The organism is Stenotrophomonas sp. YJH_SMC_10 (assembly GCF_059371555.1).
In genome coordinates, this window is record NZ_JCAFUS010000012.1 from 79,328 (window position 1) to 99,017 (window position 19,690).

19 protein-coding genes are annotated in these 19,690 nt (G+C 67.7%); 13 read left to right on the top strand and 6 right to left on the bottom strand.

Going from position 1 to position 19,690, the window contains the following annotated elements; genetic code table 11:
• Positions 1–31: 31 nt before the first annotated feature.
• Together AC5P9C_RS15560 and AC5P9C_RS15565 are read left to right on the top strand one after the other, a co-directional pair.
• Positions 32–598: a DUF1415 domain-containing protein gene (locus AC5P9C_RS15560; RefSeq protein WP_049464648.1), complete on the top strand. Its 567-nt coding sequence runs from the start codon at positions 32–34 to the stop codon at positions 596–598.
• Positions 595–1,398, top strand: a complete 804-nt coding sequence (locus tag AC5P9C_RS15565) for an SDR family oxidoreductase (protein WP_049464650.1) — start codon at positions 595–597, stop codon at positions 1,396–1,398. The genes AC5P9C_RS15560 and AC5P9C_RS15565 overlap by 4 nt, the downstream gene beginning before the upstream one ends.
• 105 nt (positions 1,399–1,503) lie before the next feature.
• On the opposite strand, the gene AC5P9C_RS15570 is transcribed toward AC5P9C_RS15565, so the two are convergent.
• Complete coding sequence (locus AC5P9C_RS15570) at positions 1,504–3,534, bottom strand: M3 family metallopeptidase (protein ID WP_074726166.1); 2,031 nt, start codon at positions 3,532–3,534, stop codon at positions 1,504–1,506.
• A 170-nt stretch (positions 3,535–3,704) separates the two neighbouring features.
• Here AC5P9C_RS15570 and AC5P9C_RS15575 point away from each other — a divergent pair, with 170 nt between their 5' ends.
• Complete coding sequence (locus tag AC5P9C_RS15575; protein ID WP_049464654.1) at positions 3,705–4,109, top strand: hypothetical protein; 405 nt, start codon at positions 3,705–3,707, stop codon at positions 4,107–4,109.
• Positions 4,110–4,247: 138 nt separating this feature from the next.
• Here AC5P9C_RS15575 and AC5P9C_RS15580 read toward each other — a convergent pair whose 3' ends face one another.
• Positions 4,248–5,360, bottom strand: coding sequence for a PLP-dependent cysteine synthase family protein (locus AC5P9C_RS15580; RefSeq protein WP_057495081.1), 1,113 nt, complete (start codon positions 5,358–5,360; stop codon positions 4,248–4,250).
• Positions 5,361–5,484: 124 nt separating this feature from the next.
• Here AC5P9C_RS15580 and gloA point away from each other — a divergent pair, with 124 nt between their 5' ends.
• Entirely contained in the window at positions 5,485–6,000 is a 516-nt protein-coding gene (gloA, locus tag AC5P9C_RS15585; RefSeq protein WP_049464656.1) for a lactoylglutathione lyase, read from the top strand.
• Positions 6,001–6,090: 90 nt separating this feature from the next.
• The gene (locus tag AC5P9C_RS15590; protein ID WP_049464657.1) at positions 6,091–6,519 is read left to right on the top strand and encodes a VOC family protein; all 429 of its coding nucleotides are present in this window, start codon (positions 6,091–6,093) and stop codon (positions 6,517–6,519) included.
• Positions 6,520–6,587: 68 nt separating this feature from the next.
• Here AC5P9C_RS15590 and AC5P9C_RS15595 read toward each other — a convergent pair whose 3' ends face one another.
• Together AC5P9C_RS15595 and glmS are read right to left on the bottom strand one after the other, a co-directional pair.
• Positions 6,588–7,019: a CBS domain-containing protein gene (locus AC5P9C_RS15595; protein ID WP_014648481.1), complete on the bottom strand. Its 432-nt coding sequence runs from the start codon at positions 7,017–7,019 to the stop codon at positions 6,588–6,590.
• Positions 7,020–7,467: 448 nt separating this feature from the next.
• Positions 7,468–9,306: a glutamine--fructose-6-phosphate transaminase (isomerizing) gene (glmS, locus tag AC5P9C_RS15600; RefSeq protein WP_074726165.1), complete on the bottom strand. Its 1,839-nt coding sequence runs from the start codon at positions 9,304–9,306 to the stop codon at positions 7,468–7,470.
• A 202-nt stretch (positions 9,307–9,508) separates the two neighbouring features.
• Between glmS and AC5P9C_RS15605 the strand changes: the two genes are divergently transcribed.
• The 7 genes from AC5P9C_RS15605 (at position 9,509) to AC5P9C_RS15635 (ending at position 17,295) form a co-directional block, all read left to right on the top strand.
• Complete coding sequence (locus tag AC5P9C_RS15605; protein WP_049466613.1) at positions 9,509–10,786, top strand: efflux RND transporter periplasmic adaptor subunit; 1,278 nt, start codon at positions 9,509–9,511, stop codon at positions 10,784–10,786.
• Positions 10,787–10,810: 24 nt separating this feature from the next.
• A complete protein-coding gene (locus AC5P9C_RS15610) occupies positions 10,811–11,533 on the top strand; it encodes an ABC transporter ATP-binding protein (RefSeq protein ID WP_049466611.1) in 723 nt (240 codons plus the stop codon).
• A gap of 9 nt (positions 11,534–11,542) precedes the next feature.
• A complete protein-coding gene (locus AC5P9C_RS15615; RefSeq protein WP_049443921.1) occupies positions 11,543–12,847 on the top strand; it encodes an ABC transporter permease in 1,305 nt (434 codons plus the stop codon).
• A gap of 21 nt (positions 12,848–12,868) precedes the next feature.
• The gene (locus AC5P9C_RS15620; protein WP_057495084.1) at positions 12,869–14,071 is read left to right on the top strand and encodes an ABC transporter permease; all 1,203 of its coding nucleotides are present in this window, start codon (positions 12,869–12,871) and stop codon (positions 14,069–14,071) included.
• 1 nt (position 14,072) lies between these two features.
• The gene (locus AC5P9C_RS15625) at positions 14,073–14,474 is read left to right on the top strand and encodes a PDZ domain-containing protein (protein ID WP_074726164.1); all 402 of its coding nucleotides are present in this window, start codon (positions 14,073–14,075) and stop codon (positions 14,472–14,474) included.
• A 125-nt stretch (positions 14,475–14,599) separates the two neighbouring features.
• On the top strand, positions 14,600–15,946 hold the full coding sequence (locus AC5P9C_RS15630) for a sigma-54-dependent transcriptional regulator (protein ID WP_074726163.1): 1,347 nt from the start codon (positions 14,600–14,602) through the stop codon (positions 15,944–15,946).
• A complete protein-coding gene (locus AC5P9C_RS15635; RefSeq protein WP_049466602.1) occupies positions 15,943–17,295 on the top strand; it encodes a sensor histidine kinase in 1,353 nt (450 codons plus the stop codon). The genes AC5P9C_RS15630 and AC5P9C_RS15635 overlap by 4 nt, the downstream gene beginning before the upstream one ends.
• 47 nt (positions 17,296–17,342) lie before the next feature.
• Here AC5P9C_RS15635 and AC5P9C_RS15640 read toward each other — a convergent pair whose 3' ends face one another.
• Complete coding sequence (locus AC5P9C_RS15640) at positions 17,343–17,876, bottom strand: GNAT family N-acetyltransferase (RefSeq protein ID WP_495205210.1); 534 nt, start codon at positions 17,874–17,876, stop codon at positions 17,343–17,345.
• Positions 17,845–19,212, bottom strand: a complete 1,368-nt coding sequence (gene glmU, locus AC5P9C_RS15645; RefSeq protein WP_074726161.1) for a bifunctional UDP-N-acetylglucosamine diphosphorylase/glucosamine-1-phosphate N-acetyltransferase GlmU — start codon at positions 19,210–19,212, stop codon at positions 17,845–17,847. Before glmU ends, AC5P9C_RS15640 begins: the two co-directional genes overlap by 32 nt.
• 83 nt (positions 19,213–19,295) lie before the next feature.
• Here glmU and AC5P9C_RS15650 point away from each other — a divergent pair, with 83 nt between their 5' ends.
• Entirely contained in the window at positions 19,296–19,679 is a 384-nt protein-coding gene (locus tag AC5P9C_RS15650; RefSeq protein WP_049466598.1) for a GtrA family protein, read from the top strand.
• Positions 19,680–19,690: the final 11 nt, after the last annotated feature.

The window sequence follows — 19,690 nt, forward strand, 5'->3', positions numbered from 1 at the left end:
ATGGGCGGCCCCGCCAGCCGACGTGCCCGCCATGACCGATTCCCCCCTGCCCACCGATGACCCGATCGCCGCCACCCGCCTGTGGCTGGAGCGCATCGTCATCGGCCTGAACCTGTGCCCGTTCGCCAAGGCGGTATATGTGAAGGAGCAGGTCCGCATCGTGCTCAGCGATGCGACCACGCCCGAAGCGCTGGTTGAGCAGCTGGCCGAGGAGCTGGTGCTGCTGCGCGATACGCCGGCCGAGCAGATCGATACCACGCTGATCGTGCACCCGCAGGTGCTGACCGACTTCCTCGACTACAACGATTTCCTCGACAACGCCGACGCGGCCATCGAGGCGCTGGACCTGCAGGGCATCCTGCAGGTGGCCAGCTTCCACCCGGACTACCAGTTCGAAGGCGTGGCGGCGGACGATGCCAGCAACTACACCAACCGTTCCCCCTTCCCCACCCTGCACCTGCTGCGCGAAGACAGCGTGGCGCGCGCGGTGGACGTCTATCCGGACCCGGACGTGATCGTCGAGCGCAACATCCAGACCCTCGACCGCATCGGCGTGGACGGCTGGCACCGCCGCCTGCGTGGCGAGGACCTGACGTGAGCACGGTGCCATCGATTGCCCCATGGCCGGCCGCGCCGCTGTCGGGCAAGGTGGTGCTGGTCACCGGCGGCGCCAACGGCATCGGCCGTGGCATTGCCCAGTCCGTGCTCGGTGCAGGCGGCCGCGTGCTGATCGGCGACCTCGACGTGGACGCAGGGCAGGCCTGCCTGGACGAATGGCAGCGCGGCGATGACGCCGCGTTCCAGCGCCTGGACATCATGGACGAAGCCAGCGTGCGCGGTTTCGTCGCGGCCGCGCTGCAGCGTTTCGGCCGCATCGATGGACTGGTCAACAATGCCGGCATCGCCGCACCGCACGGCACGCTGCTGCAGGACATGGACTGGGAGGAATGGCAGCGCCGCCTGTCGTCGCTGCACGGTGCCTTCCTGTGCAGCAAGCACGCGCTGCCGGCGCTGTCGGCGAACGCTGCGGGCGCGATCATCAACATCGCCTCCACCCGGGCCTGGCAGTCCGAAGCGCACAGCGAAGCCTACGCCGCAGCCAAGGGCGGGCTGGTCGCCTTCACCCATGCGCTGGCGATCAGTGCCGGCCCGGCGGTGCGGGTCAACAGCATCAGCCCCGGCTGGATCGGTACGACGGCGTGGCAGGCGCCTTCGCGCCGCCACGCGCCCGCGTACTCGGCCATCGACCACGCACAGCACCCGGTCGGTCGTGTCGGCCGCCCCGAGGACATCGGTGCGCTGGCGGTGTACCTGCTGTCCTCGCTGTCCGGCTTCAGCACCGGCCAGGATTTCATCGTCGACGGCGGCATGACCCGGAAGATGATCTACGCCGAATGACCCGCCTCCGGTAGTGCCGGCCGCTGGCCGGCATTCCGGTGGGTCCACGCCCTGCGTGGATAACGGTGACGTGCCAACCAGGGTTGGCCCCGCCACACTGAGGGTTTACGCCATGCCCGAGTGGCGCAGCAGCGCGTCGATCTGCGGGGCACGACCGCGGAAGGCCTTGAAGTTCTCCGCCGCCGGACGGCTGCCACCCCGCGACAGGATTTCATCGCGGAAGCGTGCGCCGGTTTCGGCCACTGCCTGCGGGGCTTCCTCGAACGCGGCATAGGCGTCGGCACTGAGCACCTCGGCCCACTTGTAGCTGTAGTAACCGGCCGCGTAACCGCCGGCGAAGATGTGGCTGAACTGGTGCGGGAAGCGGTTCCAGACCGGCGGGTGGTTCACCGCCACCTCGGCGCGCACGCGGTCCAGCAGGGCCAGCACGCTGTCCTGTGCCGGTTCGAACTGGCTGTGCAGCAGCATGTCGAACAGGCCGAACTCCAGCTGGCGCACGGTGGCCATGCCGCTGTGGAAGTTGCGCGCGGCCAGCATGCGCTCATACAGCGCGCGCGGCAGCGGCTCGCCCGTGTCCACGTGCGCGGTCATGCCCTGCAGGTGCGCCCATTCCCAGCAGAAGTTCTCCATGAACTGGCTGGGCAGTTCCACTGCATCCCATTCCACGCCATTGATCCCGGCCACGCCCAGCTCGCCGATGCGGGTCAGCAGCTGGTGCAGGCCATGGCCCATCTCGTGGAACAGCGTGGTCACTTCGTTGTGGCTGAAGGTGGCCGGCTTGCCGTTGGCGCCACGTCCGAAGTTGCACACCAGGTAGACCAGCGGCGTCTGCACGCTGCCGTCGGCGCGCACGCGACGGTTGCGGCAGTCATCCATCCACGCGCCACCGCGCTTGCCCTCGCGTGCGTACAGGTCCAGGTAGAACTGGCCGACCAGCGCGCCCTGCGCATCGACCAGGCGGAAGAAGCGCACGTCTTCGTGCCAGACCGGCGCGCTGTCCTCCTGCACATGCAGGCCATACAGCTGCTCGATCACCGAGAACAGGCCGCCCAGCACCTTCGGTTCGGTGAAGTACTGCTTCACTTCCTGCTCGGAATAGCTGTAACGCGCCTGCTTCAGGCGGTCGGCGGCGAACGCCAGGTCCCAGGCCTGCAGGTCGTCGATGCCCAGCTGCGCGCGTGCGAACTGCTCCAGCTCGGCCCGGTCGCGGGCCGCGAACGGCTTGGCACGCGCGGCCAGGTCGCGCAGGAAGCCAAGCACTTCGGCCGGGTCCTGCGCCATCTTGGTCGCCACCGAGTAATGGCCGTACGAATCGAAGCCGAGCAACGCGGCCAGTTCGGCGCGCAGGGACAGAATGCGGTCGATGTTGCCACTGTTGTCCAGGGCCTCGTCGCCGAACTCGGACGCACGCTGCGCGCTGGCGCGGTACAGGATCTCGCGCAGGTCGCGGTCTTCGGCCCAGGTCTGCACCGGCAGGTAGCACGGCATCTGCAGGGTCAGTTTCCAGCCGGTCCTGCCGTCCTTCTCTGCCGCAGCGCGCGCGGCGGCCTTCACGTCTTCCGGCAGGCCCTGCAGCCGCGCTTCGTCCTCGATGAACAGCGACCATGCATCGGTGGCGTCGAGCACGTTCTGCGAGAACTTGGCCGACAGCGCCGACAGTTCCTCCTTGATCGCAGCGAAACGCTGCTGCGCCTCCGGCGCCAGCTCGGCACCGCCCAGCCGGAAGTCACGCAGCGTGTTGTCCAGCACCTTGCGCCGGGCTTCATCGAAGCGTGCTGCCTCCGGGCTGGCGGCCAGTGCCTGGTATTGGCGATACAGCGCCAGGTTCTGGCCCAGCGCACTGGCGAAGCGGGTCACCCGCGGCAGATTGCTGTTGTAGGCCTCACGCAGTTCGGGCGTGTTGACCACACCCTGCAGGTGACCGACCAGCCCCCAGGCGCGCCACAGGCGCTCGGTGGCATCGTCCAGCGGGGTCACGAAGGTCTGCCAGGTGACCGGCTGCACCTGCTCGGCCGCGCTGACGGCGGCTTCGGCCTCGGCCAGCAGCACGTCCAGCGCCGGCGCCACGTGCTCGGGGCGGATCGCCTCGAAGCGCGGCAGGCCGGAAAAATCGAGCAGGGGGTTGGCAACGGTCACGGCAGATCTCCAGGGGACGGGCCCGGCACGCGGGCAGCGTTCCCGATATGGCGCTGCCAGGTGCGGCTGACAAGGGGGCGTGCATTGCCGTTCACGTCGGCCTGACGGCCGCGCGCCGAAGCTCTGGCTGCGGGGGAGTCCGCAGCGGTACTTACCGAACGAGGCCCTACATGGAAGGTCTGGCTGCAGTTGCATCCGCCGCACCGCCGCGCTCGCTGGCATTGACCGCCAGTGCGGCCGAGCTGGCCTGGATCGCCGCGCTGTGCGATGCCGGCGACGACGCCCCGCGCCATCTGCAGCAGCTGCAGGCGGTGCTGCAGCAGGGGGGCACCTTCAACGACGCCCAGGAGTGGTACCCGTTCGAGGTGATCGAGCGCGGCGCCAGCCAGTTGCAGCTGGGCCACGAACGTGAGTTCGTGATCTGCGTGCTGCTGTGGCTGCAGGCGCTGGCCCAGGGCCGCGCCAGCATCCTGGACCCCAGCCTGCACCTGGATGACCGCGCGATGGATATCGAGGCGTTGCCGGACGCGCTGCGCGACGCCGTGCTGGATGCATTCACTGCGGCGGGATATTGAGACGGCCCGGCGACCGGGCAGCGTCGACGGTTGGTCGACCATCGCGCGCAGCGCGGCGATTTCACGACCTGAACGGAGAGCAGTCGACCAACCGTCGACGCTGCCCAGCCGATGCAGATCCGGCCGTGCGTTGCCGTGCTACAGCGCTTCCAGGCTGCACCACGGCAGTTCGGGCAAGCCCTGCCCGGCGACCGCTGCGGCCAGCTGTGCGTCGGCGCCGTCGACATCGATCCCCATCCGCGCGTACCACGCCGGGTCGTAGTAACTCTGCGCATAGCGCTCGCCGCTGTCGCACAGGATGCTGACGATGCTGCCGCGGTGGCCCGCCTCGCGCATCCACTGCGCGGCCTGCAGCACGCCGATGAAGTTGGTCCCGGTCGAGCCGCCGACGCGGCGCCCCAACTGCCGGCTGACATGGCGCATGGCGGCCAGGCTCAGCGCATCGGGCACCTTCACCATCGCATCGACGCTGGTCGGGATGAAACTCGGTTCCACCCGCGGCCGGCCGATGCCTTCCACGCGCGAACCACCGCTGCAGGTCAGCGCGCGCCAGTCCTGTTCACCCGCCACAGCGGCCCTGTAACCATCGAAGAACACCGACACTTCCGGGTCCGCGCACAGGATGCGGGTGTCATGCCGGCGGTAGCTGACATAACGGCCCAACGTGGCTGCGGTGCCGCCGGTGCCGGGGCTGCATACGATCCATTCCGGAACCGGGCTGGGCTCTTCGGCCATCTGCTTGAAGATGGACTCGGCGATGTTGTTGTTGGCGCGCCAGTCGGTGGCGCGCTCGGCATAGGTGAACTGGTCCATGAAGTGGCCGCCGGTTTCGCGGGCCAGCTTTTCCGAATCACAGTTGAGGTCGCAGGCGCGCTCGACCAAGTGGCAGCGGCCACCGTGGAACTCGATCGCGGCGATCTTCTCCGGCGAGGTGGTGGCCGGGATCACGGCGATGAACGGCAGGCCGAGCAGGCGCGCGAAATAGGCCTCGGACACCGCCGTCGAGCCGCTGGACGCTTCGATCACCGGCCTTCCTTCGCGCAGCCAGCCATTGGCCAGCGCGTACAGGAACAACGAACGCGCCAGCCGATGCTTGAGGCTGCCGGTGGGATGGCTCGATTCATCCTTCAGATAGAGGTCGATGCCCTCGAACCCGGGCAGTGCCAGCGGGATCAGGTGCGTATCGGCGGAACGGTTGAAATCGGCTTCGATCTTGCGGATGGCGGCGGCCACCCATTCACGCTGCGACATGGCGGGCAATCGTCTTCAGGACGGAACGGTGCGATCCAGCCATTGTACGTCGCAGTGCCGTCAGGTGCCGGCCGGTAGAATGGGCCATCCGGCCGGCAACGGCCCTGTCTGAAGGACCTCCCCCATGACCATTCCCGCCCTGCGCGATGTCCCCGGCGTCGCCGCCCAGGCCCCGGCCGAAACCAGCGGCTTCGTGTTCAACCACACCATGCTGCGGGTCAAGGACATCACCGCCTCGCTGGACTTCTACACCCGCGTGCTCGGCTACCAGCTGATCGACAAGCGCGACTTCCCCGAGGCCCAGTTCAGCCTGTACTTCCTGGCCTATGTGCCGGCCGGCGCGGTGGTGCCGGAAGACGACAGCCAGCGCCGTCTGTGGATGGCCGGCCTGCCGGGCGTGCTGGAACTGACCCACAACCACGGCACCGAGACCCAGCAGGGCGCGGTCTACCACGACGGCAACAGCGACCCGCGCGGCTTCGGCCACATCTGCGTGTCGGTGCCGGACATCGAGGCGGCCTGCCAGCGCTTCGAAGACCTGGGCGTGACTTTCCAGAAGCGCCTGACCGACGGCCGCATGAAGAACCTGGCCTTCATCAAGGACCCGGACGGCTACTGGGTCGAGATCATCGCCAACTGACAAAAAGGGGACGGAGGGGATTAAGCCGTTTCTGGCACTATTGGCCGGAAGCGACTTAATCCCCTCCGTCCCCTTTTTTGCGAGGTTCGCATGGAAACGATGGAACTGCACCGCGGCCGCTTGATCGACCACCTGCAGCTGGTGGTGCGTGACCTGGCCGCCAGCCGCCGCTTCTACCAGGCGGTGTTCGATACGATCGGCGTGCCGCTGGGCGGCGAAGGGCCGGACTTCTTCTGGGCCGACGAGCTGTTCATTTCCAGCGCCAGCAGCAAGGCTGCCGCCGGCCAGTTGACCGGCCGCCACCATCTGGCGTTCCAGGCACGTGACAGCGCGACCGTCGATGCCTTCCACACCGCCGCGATCGCCGCCGGTGGCACCGACAACGGCGCGCCGGGCGAACGTCCCTACCATCCGGGCTACTACGGCGCCTTCGTGCTCGACCCGGATGGCAACAACATCGAAGTGGTCTACCACGGCCCGGCCAGTTACAGCGCCGATTCGGTGAAGGTCACGTTCTGATTTCACCGGCGCCGTGAACGAAGAAGCCGGGCAATGCCCGGCTTCTCTGCATCCAGCGCTGCTGGCCCTCAGTGGGCCGCCATGTAGATGTCCTGCAGCACGGCCTTTTCCAGCTCCAGCTCGCCCAGCAGGTTCTTCACGATATCGCCCAGGCTGAGGATGCCGACCAGCTGGTTGCCGTCGGTCACCATCAGATGACGGCGCCGCGAGTACGTCATCAGCGACATGGCCTGCTTCAGCGTGGCGTCCGGCGCAATGCCCTCAAGGCCGGTGGACGGCAGGCTGGAAATCACCCGGCGGCCGGCCTGCGGGCCGTCGTCGGCCAGGGTACGCACGATGTCCTTCTCGGAAATGATGCCGACCGGGGCATCGTCCTTCATCACCACCAGCGCAGCGATCCTGTTCGCGCTCATCTTGTGGGCGGCGGCACCGATCGTGTCTTCGGCATCGATGGTGATGACAGCTTCTTTCTTGGATTGCAGGAGTTCGCGGACGTTCATTCTTGTTTCCTGGTGCAGGTCACTGAAGTCAAAAAAGTGTGCTCTTCCGATACGCCCCCTCCCCGGGAACAGACCTTTCAGCGCACGTCTGGCGCACCCGGCTGCCGCATCGAATGGTTCGGCAGGCGACGTGCTGCAACGCGAACGAGGAAGGGTTCAACCGCTCAACCCGGACCTCGGTCGAATCGATTCTACGACTGCGACCCTCGGTCACTACCGGCATCGATGGGACAGTTCGTCGTGGGAACCGACTGACGATCCAGAGAATGGCACCGCGGCTGAAACCGCCGCTGAATACTGCCGGCCCTGCGCATTAAAGATTGACGGACGCCTGCCGCCCGCGGACAGAACAGCCGGCCGCTGTCCCACTTGGCGCTGCCACCGCTGCAAACGAAAGGGGGCCACGCGGGCCCCCTTCGCTTGCAGCGTCGCCGCCATCCGACGGCTGTTACTCCACCGTCACGCTCTTGGCCAGGTTGCGCGGCTTGTCCACGTCGGTGCCGCGTGCCAGCGCGGTGTGGTAGGCCAGCAGCTGCACCGGGATGGTGTGCACGATCGGGCTGAGGACGCCGGCATGACGCGGCGTGCGGATCACGTGCACGCCGTCGGACTCATTGAAGTTGCTGTCCTGGTCGGCGAACACGAACAGCTCGCCACCACGGGCGCGCACTTCCTGCATGTTCGACTTCACCTTCTCCAGCAGGCTGTCGTTGGGGGCGATCACCACCACCGGCATGTCCTCGTCCACCAGCGCCAGCGGGCCGTGCTTCAGTTCACCTGCCGGGTAGGCCTCGGCGTGGATATAGGAAATCTCCTTGAGCTTGAGCGAGCCTTCCAGCGCGATCGGGTAATGCAGGCCACGGCCCAGGAACAGCGCATTGGACTTGCGCGCGAAGCGCTCGGCCCACGCCGCGATCTGCGGCTCCAGGTTCAGTGCGTGCTGCACGCTGCCCGGCAGGAAGCGCAACTGCTCCAGGTAATCCGCTTCCTGCGCCGCGTCGATGCGGCCATGCAGCTTGCCCAGCACCACGGTCAGCTGGAACAGCGCGGCCAGCTGGGTGGTGAAGGCCTTGGTCGAGGCCACGCCGATCTCGGCGCCGGCGCGGGTGTAGCACACCAGTTCGCTGGCGCGCGGGATCGCGCTTTCCGGCACGTTGCAGATCGACAGCGTGTGCGTGTGGCCGAGCGACTTGGCGTACTTCAGTGCCTCCATCGTATCCAGCGTTTCGCCCGACTGGGAGATGGTGACGATCAGGTGCTTCGGGTTGGCATAGGCCGCGCGATAACGGTACTCGCTGGCGATCTCCACGCTGCACGGCAGGCCGGCGATGGCCTCGATCCAGTAGCGCGCGGTCAGGCCGGCGTAGTAGCTGGTGCCGCAGGCAATGATCTGCACGCCCTCGATGCCCGACAGCACCGCTTCGGCGTTCTTGCCGAACAGCTCGGCCGGGAAACCACCGGCGTCGATCGCCGCCTCGATGGTGTCGCCCAGTGCGCGCGGCTGCTCGTGGATTTCCTTCTGCATGAAATGGCGGTACGGGCCCAGCTCCAGCGATGCCAGCGACACGTCGGACAGGTGCACATCGCGCTCGACCGGCCGGTCATGCTCATCGAAGATGCGCACGCCATCGCGACGGATCTCGGCGGTGTCGCCCTCTTCCAGGAAGATCACCTTGCGGGTGGCCGAGATCACCGCCGAGACGTCGGAGGCGACGAAGTTCTCGCCCTCGCCCAGGCCCACCAGCAGCGGGCAGCCCATGCGCGCGCAGACGAAGCGCTCCGGCTCGGCACGGCTGACCACGGCCAGCGCGTAGGCGCCGGTCAGCTCCTTCACCGTGTGCTGCAGCGCCACCAGCAGGTCATCGCCGCCCTTCAGGTGATGGTGGATCAGGTGCGCGATGACTTCGGTGTCGGTCTGCGACTCGAAGGTGTAGCCCATCGCACGCAGTTTCTCGCGCTGCTCTTCGTGGTTCTCGATGATGCCGTTGTGCACCAGCGCCACGCCGTGGCTGATGTGCGGATGCGCGTTGGCCTCGGTGACGCCACCATGGGTGGCCCAGCGGGTGTGGCCGATGCCCAGCACCGCATGGAAGCCTTCGGCTTCAGCCGCCGTCGCCATTTCCGATACGCGGCCGGTACGGCGCACACGCCGTACCTCGGGGCGCTCGGCGTGGTCGATCACCGCGATGCCCGAGGAGTCATAGCCACGGTACTCAAGCCGCTTCAGGCCTTCGATCAGTAGCGGCACCACGTCGCGATCAGCGATTGCACCCACGATTCCACACATGTCACGCGTTTCCTTGAAGACGATCGGCGCATTCTAGCCCGCGCGTCCGGCTTCGCCCTCCTGTCCGCTTAATGAAAGTGTCCGGAAAGGTGTCCGCGGACACCCGGACACTCGTGCGAGCCACCCAAATCATTGATCTGCAATGAATTAAAGTTGGCACGCTACGTGCTTGGTGCTGGCTACCACCGTCAGGCACGCACCGATGATCCGCGACACTTCCGCACAGGACCAGATCGTTTCCTCCGCCCCGGCCGGCACCTCCCGCGCAAGCTGGCACCGCTACCGCTGGCCGGCGCTGGGCGCCATCGCGCTGCTGGCCGGCATCGGCTGGGCGGTGCATGCCTGGTCCAATGCCAGCCGCTCCTTCGACAGCAGCCGCGTGCGCATCGCGGAGGTGAAGCGGGGCGATCTGGTCCGCGACATCGCCGCCGATGGACGGGTGATCGCGGCCAACAGCCCGATCCTGTATGCCGTGTCGGCCGGCACCGTCGACCTGAAGGTCGTTGCCGGTGACGTGGTCAAAAAGGGCCAGGAGCTGGCGATCATCGACAGCCCGGAGCTGCGCAGCAAGCTGGCCCAGGAACAGGCAACGCTGGCGGGCCTGGAAGCCGAGGCCAGCCGCGCCGCGCTGGACGCGACCCTGGCCCGCGCCAAGTCGCGCAAGGAAACCGACCAGGCCACGATCGAACGGCAGGCCGCCGACCGCGACCTGCAGCGCTACCAGCGCGGCTATGACGGCGGTGCGGTGCCGCAGATCGACCTGGCCAAGGCCAAGGACTCGCTGAAGAAGGCCGACATCACCCTGGCCAACGCCACCACCGATGCGCGCCTGCAGAGCCAGGGCGCGGACCTGGATGCCCGCAACAAGCGCCTGCTGGCCGACCGCCAGAAGGCCGTGGTGGCCGAGGTGCAACGCCAGGTCGATGCACTGACCCTGCGCGCGCCGTTCGATGGCCAGGTCGGCCAGGTGCAGGCCGTCCAGTCCACCAACCTGGCCGCCAATGCACCGGTGCTGGGCGTGGTCGACCTGTCCAAGTTCGAAGTCGAGATCAAGGTGCCGGAAAGCTTCGCCCGCGACCTGGCGATCGGCATGCCGGCCCAGCTGACCGGCGGCAACGGCAAGCCCTTCCCGGGCGAGATCAGCGCGGTGTCGCCGGAAGTGGTCAACGGCGAGGTCAACGCCCGCGTGCGCTTTGCCAGTGCGCAGCCGGAAGGCCTGCGCCAGAGCCAGCGGATGTCGGTGCGGGTGCTGCTCGATACCCGCAAGGACGTGCTGAAGGTCGAGCGCGGCCCGTTCGTCGAGCAGGGCAATGGCATGGCCTACGTGATGGATGGCCGCACCGCCGTGCGGCGTCCGGTGGAACTGGGCGTCAGCAGCCTGGGCGAAGTGGAAATCAAGTCGGGTGTGCAGCCGGGCGACCGCATCGTGGTCTCCGGCAGCGACCTGTTCAAGGACGCCGAACGCGTCTCCGTCAACTGACACATCCTGGAGAGAGGACACCCCATGTACATGCTCGAAATGCGTTCGGTCGCCAAGGTCTTCCGCACCGAACAGGTGGAAACCCACGCGTTGCGCTCACTGGAACTGCAGGTCAAGGAGGGCGAGTTCGTCGCCGTCACGGGGCCGTCCGGCTCCGGCAAGACCACCTTCCTCAACATCGCCGGCCTGCTGGAGACCTTCACCAGCGGCACCTACCTGCTGGACGGCCAGGACGTGAGCACGCTGGGCGACGACGCCCGCAGCCGCCTGCGCAACCAGAAGATCGGTTTCATCTTCCAGGGCTTCAACCTGATCCCCGACCTGAACCTGTTCGACAACGTCGACGTGCCGCTGCGCTACCGCAAGATGAGCGCCAACGAGCGCCGCGAACGCATCGAGAAGGCGCTGACCCAGGTCGGCCTGGGCTCGCGCATGAAGCACTACCCGAATGAGCTGTCCGGTGGCCAGCAGCAGCGCGCGGCGATCGCGCGTGCGCTGGCCGGCAGCCCGCGCCTGCTGCTGGCCGACGAACCGACCGGCAACCTGGACACGCAGATGGCGCGCGGCGTGATGGAACTGCTGGAGGAGATCAACGCCGCCGGCACCACCATCGTGATGGTCACCCATGATCCGGAACTGGCCGCGCGTGCACAGCGCAACGTGCACATCGTCGACGGCCAGGTCACCGACCTGGTCCGCGAGCCGGTGCTGGCCACGCCGCGCCACATCGTCGCCGTCAACGAGTGAGGCCCGGCCATGTTCGCCTACTACGCCCGATTGGCGGTACGCAGCTTCCGCCGCAACAAGGTCCTGACCGCGCTGATGGTGGTGGCCATCGCGCTCGGCATCGGTGCCTCGATGACCACCCTGACCGTGTTCCACGTCCTCTCCGGCAACCCCATTCCGGACAAGAGCGAGCGCCTGTTCTACGCGCAGATCGACCCGCGGCCCCGCAACGGCTTCGGCCTTGAGGAGGAACCGGAAGAGCAGATGACGCGTTATGACGCCGAAGCGCTGCTGCGCGAAGCGAAAGCCGAGCGCCAGGTGATGATGACTGCCGGTGATGCAACGATCGAACCGGACAACAGTACGCTCAAGCCGTTCTCCATCGACACCCGCTGGACCTCGGCCGACTTCTTCCCGATGTTCAACGTGCCCATGCAGTACGGGCGGCCGTGGACCCGCGAGGACGACAACGGGCGGGCCCGCGTGGCCGTCATCTCCAAGGCGCTCAACGAGAAGCTGTTCCAGGGCGCGAACAGCGTCGGTCGCGAAATCCGGCTCGAGGGCAATGCGCTGCGCATCGTCGGCGTCATGAAGGCCTGGAACCCGGAGCCACACTTCTTCGACCTCACCACCGGCGCGTTCGGCAAGGAAGAGGATCTGCTGGCGCCGATCTCCACCTCGTTCGATCTGCAGCTGGGCAGCAATGGCAACATGAACTGCTTCGGTGAAAATCCCGACGGCGCCAACAGCTACTCCGTCAACGCGCCCTGCGCGTACCTGCAGTACTGGGCAGAGATGGATCCGTCCAAGGCCGGCGACTACCGGCGCTATCTGGAGAACTACTCCAGCCTGCAACGCCAGGCCGGCCGCTTCGAACGCCCGGTCAACGTCCGCCTGCGCAACGTGATGGAGTGGCTGGACTTCAAGGGCGCTGTACCCAGCGACGTGCGGCTGCAGCTGTGGCTGGCCCTGGGCTTCCTCGGCGTCTGCCTGGTCAACACGGTCGGCCTGCTGCTGGCCAAGTTCCTGCGCCGCAGCGGCGAGATCGGTGTGCGCCGCGCGCTGGGCGCCAGCCGCGGCCAGATCTTCCTGCAGTGCCTGGTCGAAGCCGGTGCCGTGGGTGTGGTCGGCGGCGTGCTCGGCATCGGACTGGCCCTGCTGGGGCTGTACGCGGTCCGCCAGCAGCCCGTCAGCTACGCGCAGCTGGCCCACCTGGATGGCAGCATGCTGCTCCTCGCGCTGGGCCTGACCCTGCTCGCCAGCCTCGCCGCCGGCTTCCTGCCCGCCTGGCGCGCGATGCAGGTCACTCCCGCCATCCAGCTCAAGTCGCAGTAAGCACGAGAACGAGGACATCCCATGGACATCCGCCCCATCCTCAGCACCCTGCGCCGGCACAAGACCGCTGCCGCGCTGATCGTGCTTGAAATCGCCCTGACCTGCGCCATCGTCTGCAATGCCCTGTTCCTGGTCAGCCAGCGCGTGGAGCGCATCAGCCGGACCAGCGGCATGGCCGAAAACGAGCTGGTCCTGGTCCGCGTGACCGGCGTCGGCAAGCAGACCGATGCCGCCGCCCGCACCCGCGAGGACCTGGCATCGCTGCGCGCCATCCCCGGGGTCACCGCGGTCAGCGTGATCAACCAGGTGCCGTTCCGCAACAGCTCGTCCAACACCAGCATCTCGCGCGAAATGAACCAGGAACGGCCGACGGCCAGCGTCGGCATGTACACGTTCTCCGAAGACGCGTTGCGCACGCTGGGCCTCAACCTGGTTGCCGGCCGCGACTTCCAGCCGGCCGAGTACTTCGACTTCGACAACCTGAGCAAGGCCAACGGCACGCCGGTGATCCTCAGCCAGGCCGCCGCGCACAAGATGGCGCCGGACGGCAATGCGCTGGGCAAGACGTACTACATGGGCAAGCAGACGGTGAACGTGATCGGCATCGTCGATACGCTGGCCACGCCCAATGGCTGGGGCAACAACTGGGATGACACCATGATCATGCCGGTGCGCCGCGTCTTCGGCGATGGCATCTACATGCTGCGCACCGATCCTGCGCGCCGCGATGAGGTGCTCAAGGCCGCACTGTCCGCCCTGGACCGCAACGATCCCAACCGACTGATCCGCGAGAAGCAGTCGTTCACCGACCAGCGCGAGGACTTCTTCAAGAACGACCGCGCAATGGTCGGCCTGCTGATCACCGTCTGCGTGGCGCTGCTGGTGGTCACTGCGCTCGGCATCGTCGGGCTGGCCAGCTTCTGGGTGCAGCAGCGCAGCAAGCAGATCGGCATCCGCCGCGCGCTCGGCGCCACCCGGGGCCAGATCCTGCGCTACTTCCAGACCGAGAACTTCCTGCTGGCCACGCTGGGCATCGTGCTGGGCATGCTGGCCGCCTACGCGATCAACCTGGCACTGATGAACCTGTACGAGCTGCCGCGCATGCCGCTGCTGTACCTGCCGCTGGGCGCCCTGCTGCTGTGGACGCTGGGCCAGGTCGCGGTGTTCGGCCCGGCGCGCCGCGCTGCGGCGGTCCCCCCCGCAGTCGCCACGCGCGGAGCCTGAGATGCGCACACGTCTGATGACCCTGCTGATGCTCCTCCCACTGCCGGCAGTTGCCGGCGGTGGCAGCGCAAGCACCCTGCAGTGGCAGCAGGGCGAGGCCCGGCTGGCGCTGCACTCGACCGAAGGCCAGATCCAGGTGGAGGCGGCGCGCCCGGAGGGCCGATTCGGTGTCCGCCGCGGGGACCGCATCCTGCGCGTGGATGACACGCCCGTGTACCAGATCGATCACCTGTCCCGGGCGCTGATCGATTCCCCCGCCGCGCGGGCCTACCTGCTGCTGCGGCGGGAGCGACGGCTGGTGAGCGTCGCGGTGGATGTGGACGCCTGGCGCCAGGCGCTGGACGCTCCGCCGCCGCCCCCGCCGCCGCCCCCGCCGCCGCCACCTCCTCCGCCCCGCCCCTGAGAAGCGGCAACGCCTGCATGGCCACGGCTTTGGCTATGCTTGATGGGTGGCGCCGGGCTCTCCCGGCGTACGGACACGAACACGGCTCCATCGGTGCCGCCCATCCCTTTCTGCAGAACCGCTTGATGCCTTCGATCCTGATCATCGATGACAACGCCAGTGTGGGCACCGCGCTGGACGTGCTGTTCTCCCTGCACGACATCGACACCCTGCAGGCGCAGAGCCCGGCCGAGGGCCTGGCGCTGCTGGAGTCGCAGCCGGTCGACCTGGTGATCCAGGACATGAACTTCAGCGAGGACACCACCTCCGGCGAGGAGGGCGAAGCGCTGTTCGCACAGATCCGCGCGCGCCACCCGGACCTGCCGGTGATCCTGCTGACTGCCTGGACCCACCTGAGCAGCGCAGTGGACCTGGTCAAGGCCGGTGCCGCCGACTACCTGGCCAAGCCGTGGGACGACCGCAAGCTGCTGACCACGGTCAACAACCTGCTGGAACTGTCCGAGGCCCGTCGCGAGCTGGACCGGCGGCGCGCGCGTGAGCTGCGGCAGCGCACTGCGCTGGAGGAGAAGTACGACCTGTGTGGCGCGGTCTTCGCCGACCCGGCCAGCGAGCGCGTCATCGCCCTGGCCTGCCAGGTCGCGCGCTCGGAGCTGCCCGTGCTGATCACCGGCCCCAACGGCGCTGGCAAGGAGAAGATCGCGCAGATCATCCAGGCCAACTCGCTGGTGGCCAAGGGCCCGTTCGTCACGGTCAACTGCGGCGCACTGCCGTCGGAACTGATCGAGGCGGAACTGTTCGGCGCCGAGGCCGGCGCGTATACCGGCGCCAACAAGGCACGCGAAGGCAAGTTCGAAGCTGCCGACGGCGGCACGCTGTTCCTGGATGAGATCGGCAACCTGTCGCTGGGCGGGCAGATGAAGCTGTTGCGCGTGCTGGAGACCGGCCGCTTCGAGCGCCTGGGCTCCAACCGCGAACGACAGGTCAAGGTCCGCGTGGTCAGCGCGACCAATGCCGACCTGCCGGCGATGATCCGCGACGGCAGCTTCCGCGAGGACCTGTATTACCGCCTCAACACGGTCGAACTGGTGCTGCCGCCGCTGGCCGAACGTCCGGGTGACATCGTGCCGCTGGCCGAGCGCTTCCTGGCTGCCGGCAAGCCGCTGGCCAGCGCCGCCGCTGCCGCCCTGCAGCGGCACCCGTGGCCGGGCAACGTGCGCGAACTGCGCAACGTGATCCAGCGCGCCGAACTGCTGGCGACCGGCAACCGCATCGACGTGGCCGATCTCAACCTGCCGCGTGCGGCACCGGCACCGCGCGCCACCGCGAACGCCGGCAATGATCCAGACCGCGCGCGCATCGAGGACGTGCTGGCGCGCCACCATGGCGTCATCGCCCAGGCGGCCGCCGAGCTCGGCCTGAGCCGCCAGGCGCTGTACCGGCGCATGGACCGGCACGGCATCCCACGCGAATGAAACGGCGCTCGTTCACCTTCCGCCTGTTCCTGCGCCTGCTGCCGGTGCTGGCCCTGGCCGCTGCGTTGCCGTGGCTGCTGGCCTACTGGATGGACCATGGCTGGGTGGTGACCTCGGTGTCGGCGGCGCTGCTGCTGGCGCTGATGTGGTGGACCCTGCGCCGCGCCACCGCTCCGGTGCGCTCATTGATGCGCGCGCTGTCCGGCACCACCAGCAGCTACCGCGACGGCGAGTACACCTTCGGCGTGTACTGGCCGGACAACGACGAACTGGGCGACCTGGTGCAGGCCCACCGAGAGCTGGGCGATGTGCTGCGCGAACAGCGGCAGGGCCTGGTGCAGCGCGAACTGCTGCTGGACACGATGGTGCAGAACACGCCGGTGGCGATGCTGTTGATTGCATCCGGCGGCGATGGCATCGCCCGCGTGGTGTTCTCCAACCTGGCCGCGCGCAAGCTGCTGCACGGCGGCTGGAAGCTGGAGGGCCAGCGCCTGGAAGAGGTGCTGGAACAGGTGCCGGTGGAGCTGCGCGATGCCATCGTCCGCGGCGGCGACAGCCTCTTTGCGGTGCATGCCGAGGGCGAAGAAGGCGATGAGGAGGACGAGCAGGTCTATCACCTCTCCCGCCGCGCCTTCCAGCTCAACGGCCGCCCTCACGATCTGCTGCTGGTGCGCCTGCTCACTGCCGAGCTGCGCCGCCAGGAAGTGCAGACGTGGAAAAAGGTGATCCGGGTGATCAGCCACGAGCTCAACAATTCGCTGGCACCGATCGCCTCGCTGGCCCATTCCGGCGGCGTGCTGGTGCAGCGGGAGCGTTTCGAACGGCTGCCGGAGATCTTCACCACCATCGAGGACCGGGCGCGCCACCTGGAGGGCTTCATCCGTGGCTATGCGCGCTTTGCCAAGCTGCCCCAGCCACAATTGCAGACCGTGCACTGGGCGCCCTTCCTGTCCAGCCTGCGCCAGCAGATCCCGTTCACCCTGGAGCAGGAGCCGGACGAGGAACTGAGCAGCCGCATCGACATCGCGCAGTTCGGGCAGGCGCTGTTGAACCTGCTGAAGAACGCCCACGAAGCCTGCGCCGAAGCCGATCCGCCCAATGATGACGTGCGGGTGCAGCTGACGCGGCTGCCGCAGTGGCTGCGCCTGGATGTGCTGGATCGCGGCAAGGGCATGAACGAGCAGGTGCTGCAGAACGCGCTGATGCCGTTCTATTCGACCAAGCGCAATGGCACCGGCCTGGGATTGGCGCTGACCCGCGAGATCGTGGAGGCGCACGGGGGACGGGTGTCGCTGCAGAACCGCGGTGATGGCGGCTTGTGCGTGTCGATCCTGTTGCCGGTGGCTTGATCGGGTAGATCCACGCCATGCGTGGATGTGCCGAGCCAGGTCGGCACCTACCCAACCTGCCGCATCGCCACCCGCAGGTGCATCGGGAACCCCAACGCAGCCTCTTCGGCCATCACCGCGCGCAGGCCCTCGCTCCACTCCGCTTCCGGCACTTCAACGAACCCTTCGCTGGCGTAGAAGGCTGCATTCCACGGGACATCGCTCAAGGTGGTCAGCACCGCGGCGGCAAAACCGGCCGCCCTGGCCTGCGCCAAGGCATGCCGCAGCAGGGCACGGCCATGGCCACGACGCGCATGTGCCGGGTCCACATCCATCTGCACGACATGGAACTCGCCGCACAGCTCGCCGCCCAGCAGGTAACCCGCAATACCGCCTTCAGCGGCATCGACCACCCACAGCTGCCCGCGCCGAAGGCCATCCTGCAGTGCCTGCGGGTCCAGGCCGTGGCCGGCAAACACCGGATAGGCTTCGTGGCCCTTCAGCAGTTCGCCGGCACGCTGTTCAATTGCCGGCAACAGGCAGAGCTCGTCGGCGCGCGGGACACGTGGCTCAGGGCTTCTTGACCGGGCGCTTCCAGCCATCGATCGTTTCCTGTCGTGCGCGCGCCAGGGTCAGCTTGCCGTCCGGAGCGGTGCGGGTGATGACCGAACCCGCGGCGATGGTGGCGCCCTCGCCGATCGTCAGCGGCGCCACCAGCGAGCTGTTGGAGCCGATGAACGCGTTGTCGCCGATGGTGGTGGTGGACTTGTTCACGCCATCGTAGTTGCAGGTGATCGTGCCGGCACCGATGTTGACCCGGCTGCCGATCTCGGCATCACCCAGGTAGGTGAGGTGGTTGGCCTTGCTGCCGACGCCAAGGGTGACCTTCTTGGTTTCAACGAAGTTGCCGACGTGCACGCCATCGGCCAGCACGGTACCGGGGCGCAGGCGCGCGAACGGTCCCACCAGCGCGGCACCTTCGGTGACCACGCCTTCCAGATCGCAGTGTGCGCGCACCTCGGTGCCCGGGCCCAGATTGACATCCTTCAGGCGATTGAACGGGCCCACGGTGACGCCGTCACCGAGCGCGATGTTGCCCTCGAGGATGACATCGACATCGATCAGCACGTCACTGCCGACGGTGACCGTGCCGCGGATGTCCAGCCGCGCCGGATCGCGCACCCGCGCGCCCTGCGCGCACAACGCCCGCACCGCGCGACGCTGCCACGCACGCTCCAGCTGCGACAGCTGCCAGGGATCGTTTGCGCCCTCGGCTTCCTGCGCGTCGGCCACCAGCGCCATTTCGGCCGGGGTGTACTCATGCGCGGCGAAGGCGAACACGTCGGTGAGGTAGTACTCGCCCTGTGCGTTGCTGTTGGACAGCTGCGACAGCCAGCGCCGCAGCGCGGTGGATTCAGCGGCGATGATGCCGGTGTTGATCGTGCGCACGCGCAGCTGGTCGTCGGTGGCGTCCTTCTGCTCGACGATCGCGCCGACCCTGCCCTCGGCGTCACGCAGCACGCGCCCGTAACCGGTCGGATCATCGACCTCGGCCACCAGCACCGCCAGTCGCCCCGGCTCGGCCAGCAGGTCGCGCAGCGTCTGCGCGCGGATCAGCGGCACATCGCCGTACAGCACCAGCACCTGCGCGGCATCGGGCACCTGCGGCATTGCCTGCGCCACCGCGTGGCCGGTGCCGAGCTGTTGTGCCTGCTCGGCCCACTGCAGGTCGGGCTGGTCGGCAAAGTACTGCCGCACCGCCTCGCCACCGTGGCCGTAGACCACGTGGATGGCCGCCGGCTGCAACGCGCGTGCGGTATCGATCACGTGCGCCAGCATCGGCTGGCCGGCGATCGGCTGCAGCACCTTCGGCAGCACCGACTTCATGCGCTTGCCGGCGCCGGCGGCGAGGATGATGACGTGCAGGGCTTGGGTCATGGGAGCGGCGGTCCGTAATTCGTTGCCGGTGATTCTAGAGCGTGGGCCGTTAACATGGGCATCCCTCTTCCTTCACCATGCCGATGAGCCTCGTCCGCCAGGGAAGCGCCTACCTCGTGATTGGGCTCGTGCAGCTGCTGGTCGATTGGCTGGTGTTCGTGGCCGCCACCGCGCTGGGCATGCCGGTGGCGCCAGCCAACATCGCCGGTCGCCTGGCCGGCATGCTGCTGGGCTTCTGGCTCAATGGCCGCTACACCTTTGCAGAGGCCGGCACCCGCAAGCTGGGATGGAAGCGCTTTGCACGCTTCTTCGGGCTGTGGCTGCTGCTGACGGCGGCGAGCACGCTGCTGGTCAGCCTGGTCGACCAGGCGCTGGGCCTGCAGTACACCTGGCTGGCCAAGCCGCTGGTGGAAGGCGGTCTGGCGTGCGTGTCGTTCCTGTTGATGCGCTACGTGGTGTACCGCTGAGACGGCACCAG

Coding starts and splice junctions, on each gene's coding strand:
- glmU (WP_074726161.1), bottom strand. CDS start 19,212: ATGACCCAAGCCCTGCACGTCATCATCCTCGCCGCCGGCGCCGGCAAG.
- AC5P9C_RS15580 (WP_057495081.1), bottom strand. CDS start 5,360: ATGTCGCAGCGTGAATGGGTGGCCGCCGCCATCCGCAAGATCGAAGCC.
- AC5P9C_RS15630 (WP_074726163.1), top strand. CDS start 14,600: ATGCCTTCGATCCTGATCATCGATGACAACGCCAGTGTGGGCACCGCG.
- AC5P9C_RS15610 (WP_049466611.1), top strand. CDS start 10,811: ATGTACATGCTCGAAATGCGTTCGGTCGCCAAGGTCTTCCGCACCGAA.
- AC5P9C_RS15650 (WP_049466598.1), top strand. CDS start 19,296: ATGAGCCTCGTCCGCCAGGGAAGCGCCTACCTCGTGATTGGGCTCGTG.
- AC5P9C_RS15595 (WP_014648481.1), bottom strand. CDS start 7,019: ATGAACGTCCGCGAACTCCTGCAATCCAAGAAAGAAGCTGTCATCACC.
- gloA (WP_049464656.1), top strand. CDS start 5,485: ATGACCATTCCCGCCCTGCGCGATGTCCCCGGCGTCGCCGCCCAGGCC.
- AC5P9C_RS15615 (WP_049443921.1), top strand. CDS start 11,543: ATGTTCGCCTACTACGCCCGATTGGCGGTACGCAGCTTCCGCCGCAAC.
- AC5P9C_RS15640 (WP_495205210.1), bottom strand. CDS start 17,876: ATGGCTGGAAGCGCCCGGTCAAGAAGCCCTGAGCCACGTGTCCCGCGC.
- AC5P9C_RS15560 (WP_049464648.1), top strand. CDS start 32: ATGACCGATTCCCCCCTGCCCACCGATGACCCGATCGCCGCCACCCGC.
- AC5P9C_RS15625 (WP_074726164.1), top strand. CDS start 14,073: ATGCGCACACGTCTGATGACCCTGCTGATGCTCCTCCCACTGCCGGCA.
- AC5P9C_RS15590 (WP_049464657.1), top strand. CDS start 6,091: ATGGAAACGATGGAACTGCACCGCGGCCGCTTGATCGACCACCTGCAG.
- AC5P9C_RS15605 (WP_049466613.1), top strand. CDS start 9,509: ATGATCCGCGACACTTCCGCACAGGACCAGATCGTTTCCTCCGCCCCG.
- AC5P9C_RS15575 (WP_049464654.1), top strand. CDS start 3,705: ATGGAAGGTCTGGCTGCAGTTGCATCCGCCGCACCGCCGCGCTCGCTG.
- AC5P9C_RS15635 (WP_049466602.1), top strand. CDS start 15,943: ATGAAACGGCGCTCGTTCACCTTCCGCCTGTTCCTGCGCCTGCTGCCG.
- glmS (WP_074726165.1), bottom strand. CDS start 9,306: ATGTGTGGAATCGTGGGTGCAATCGCTGATCGCGACGTGGTGCCGCTA.
- AC5P9C_RS15620 (WP_057495084.1), top strand. CDS start 12,869: ATGGACATCCGCCCCATCCTCAGCACCCTGCGCCGGCACAAGACCGCT.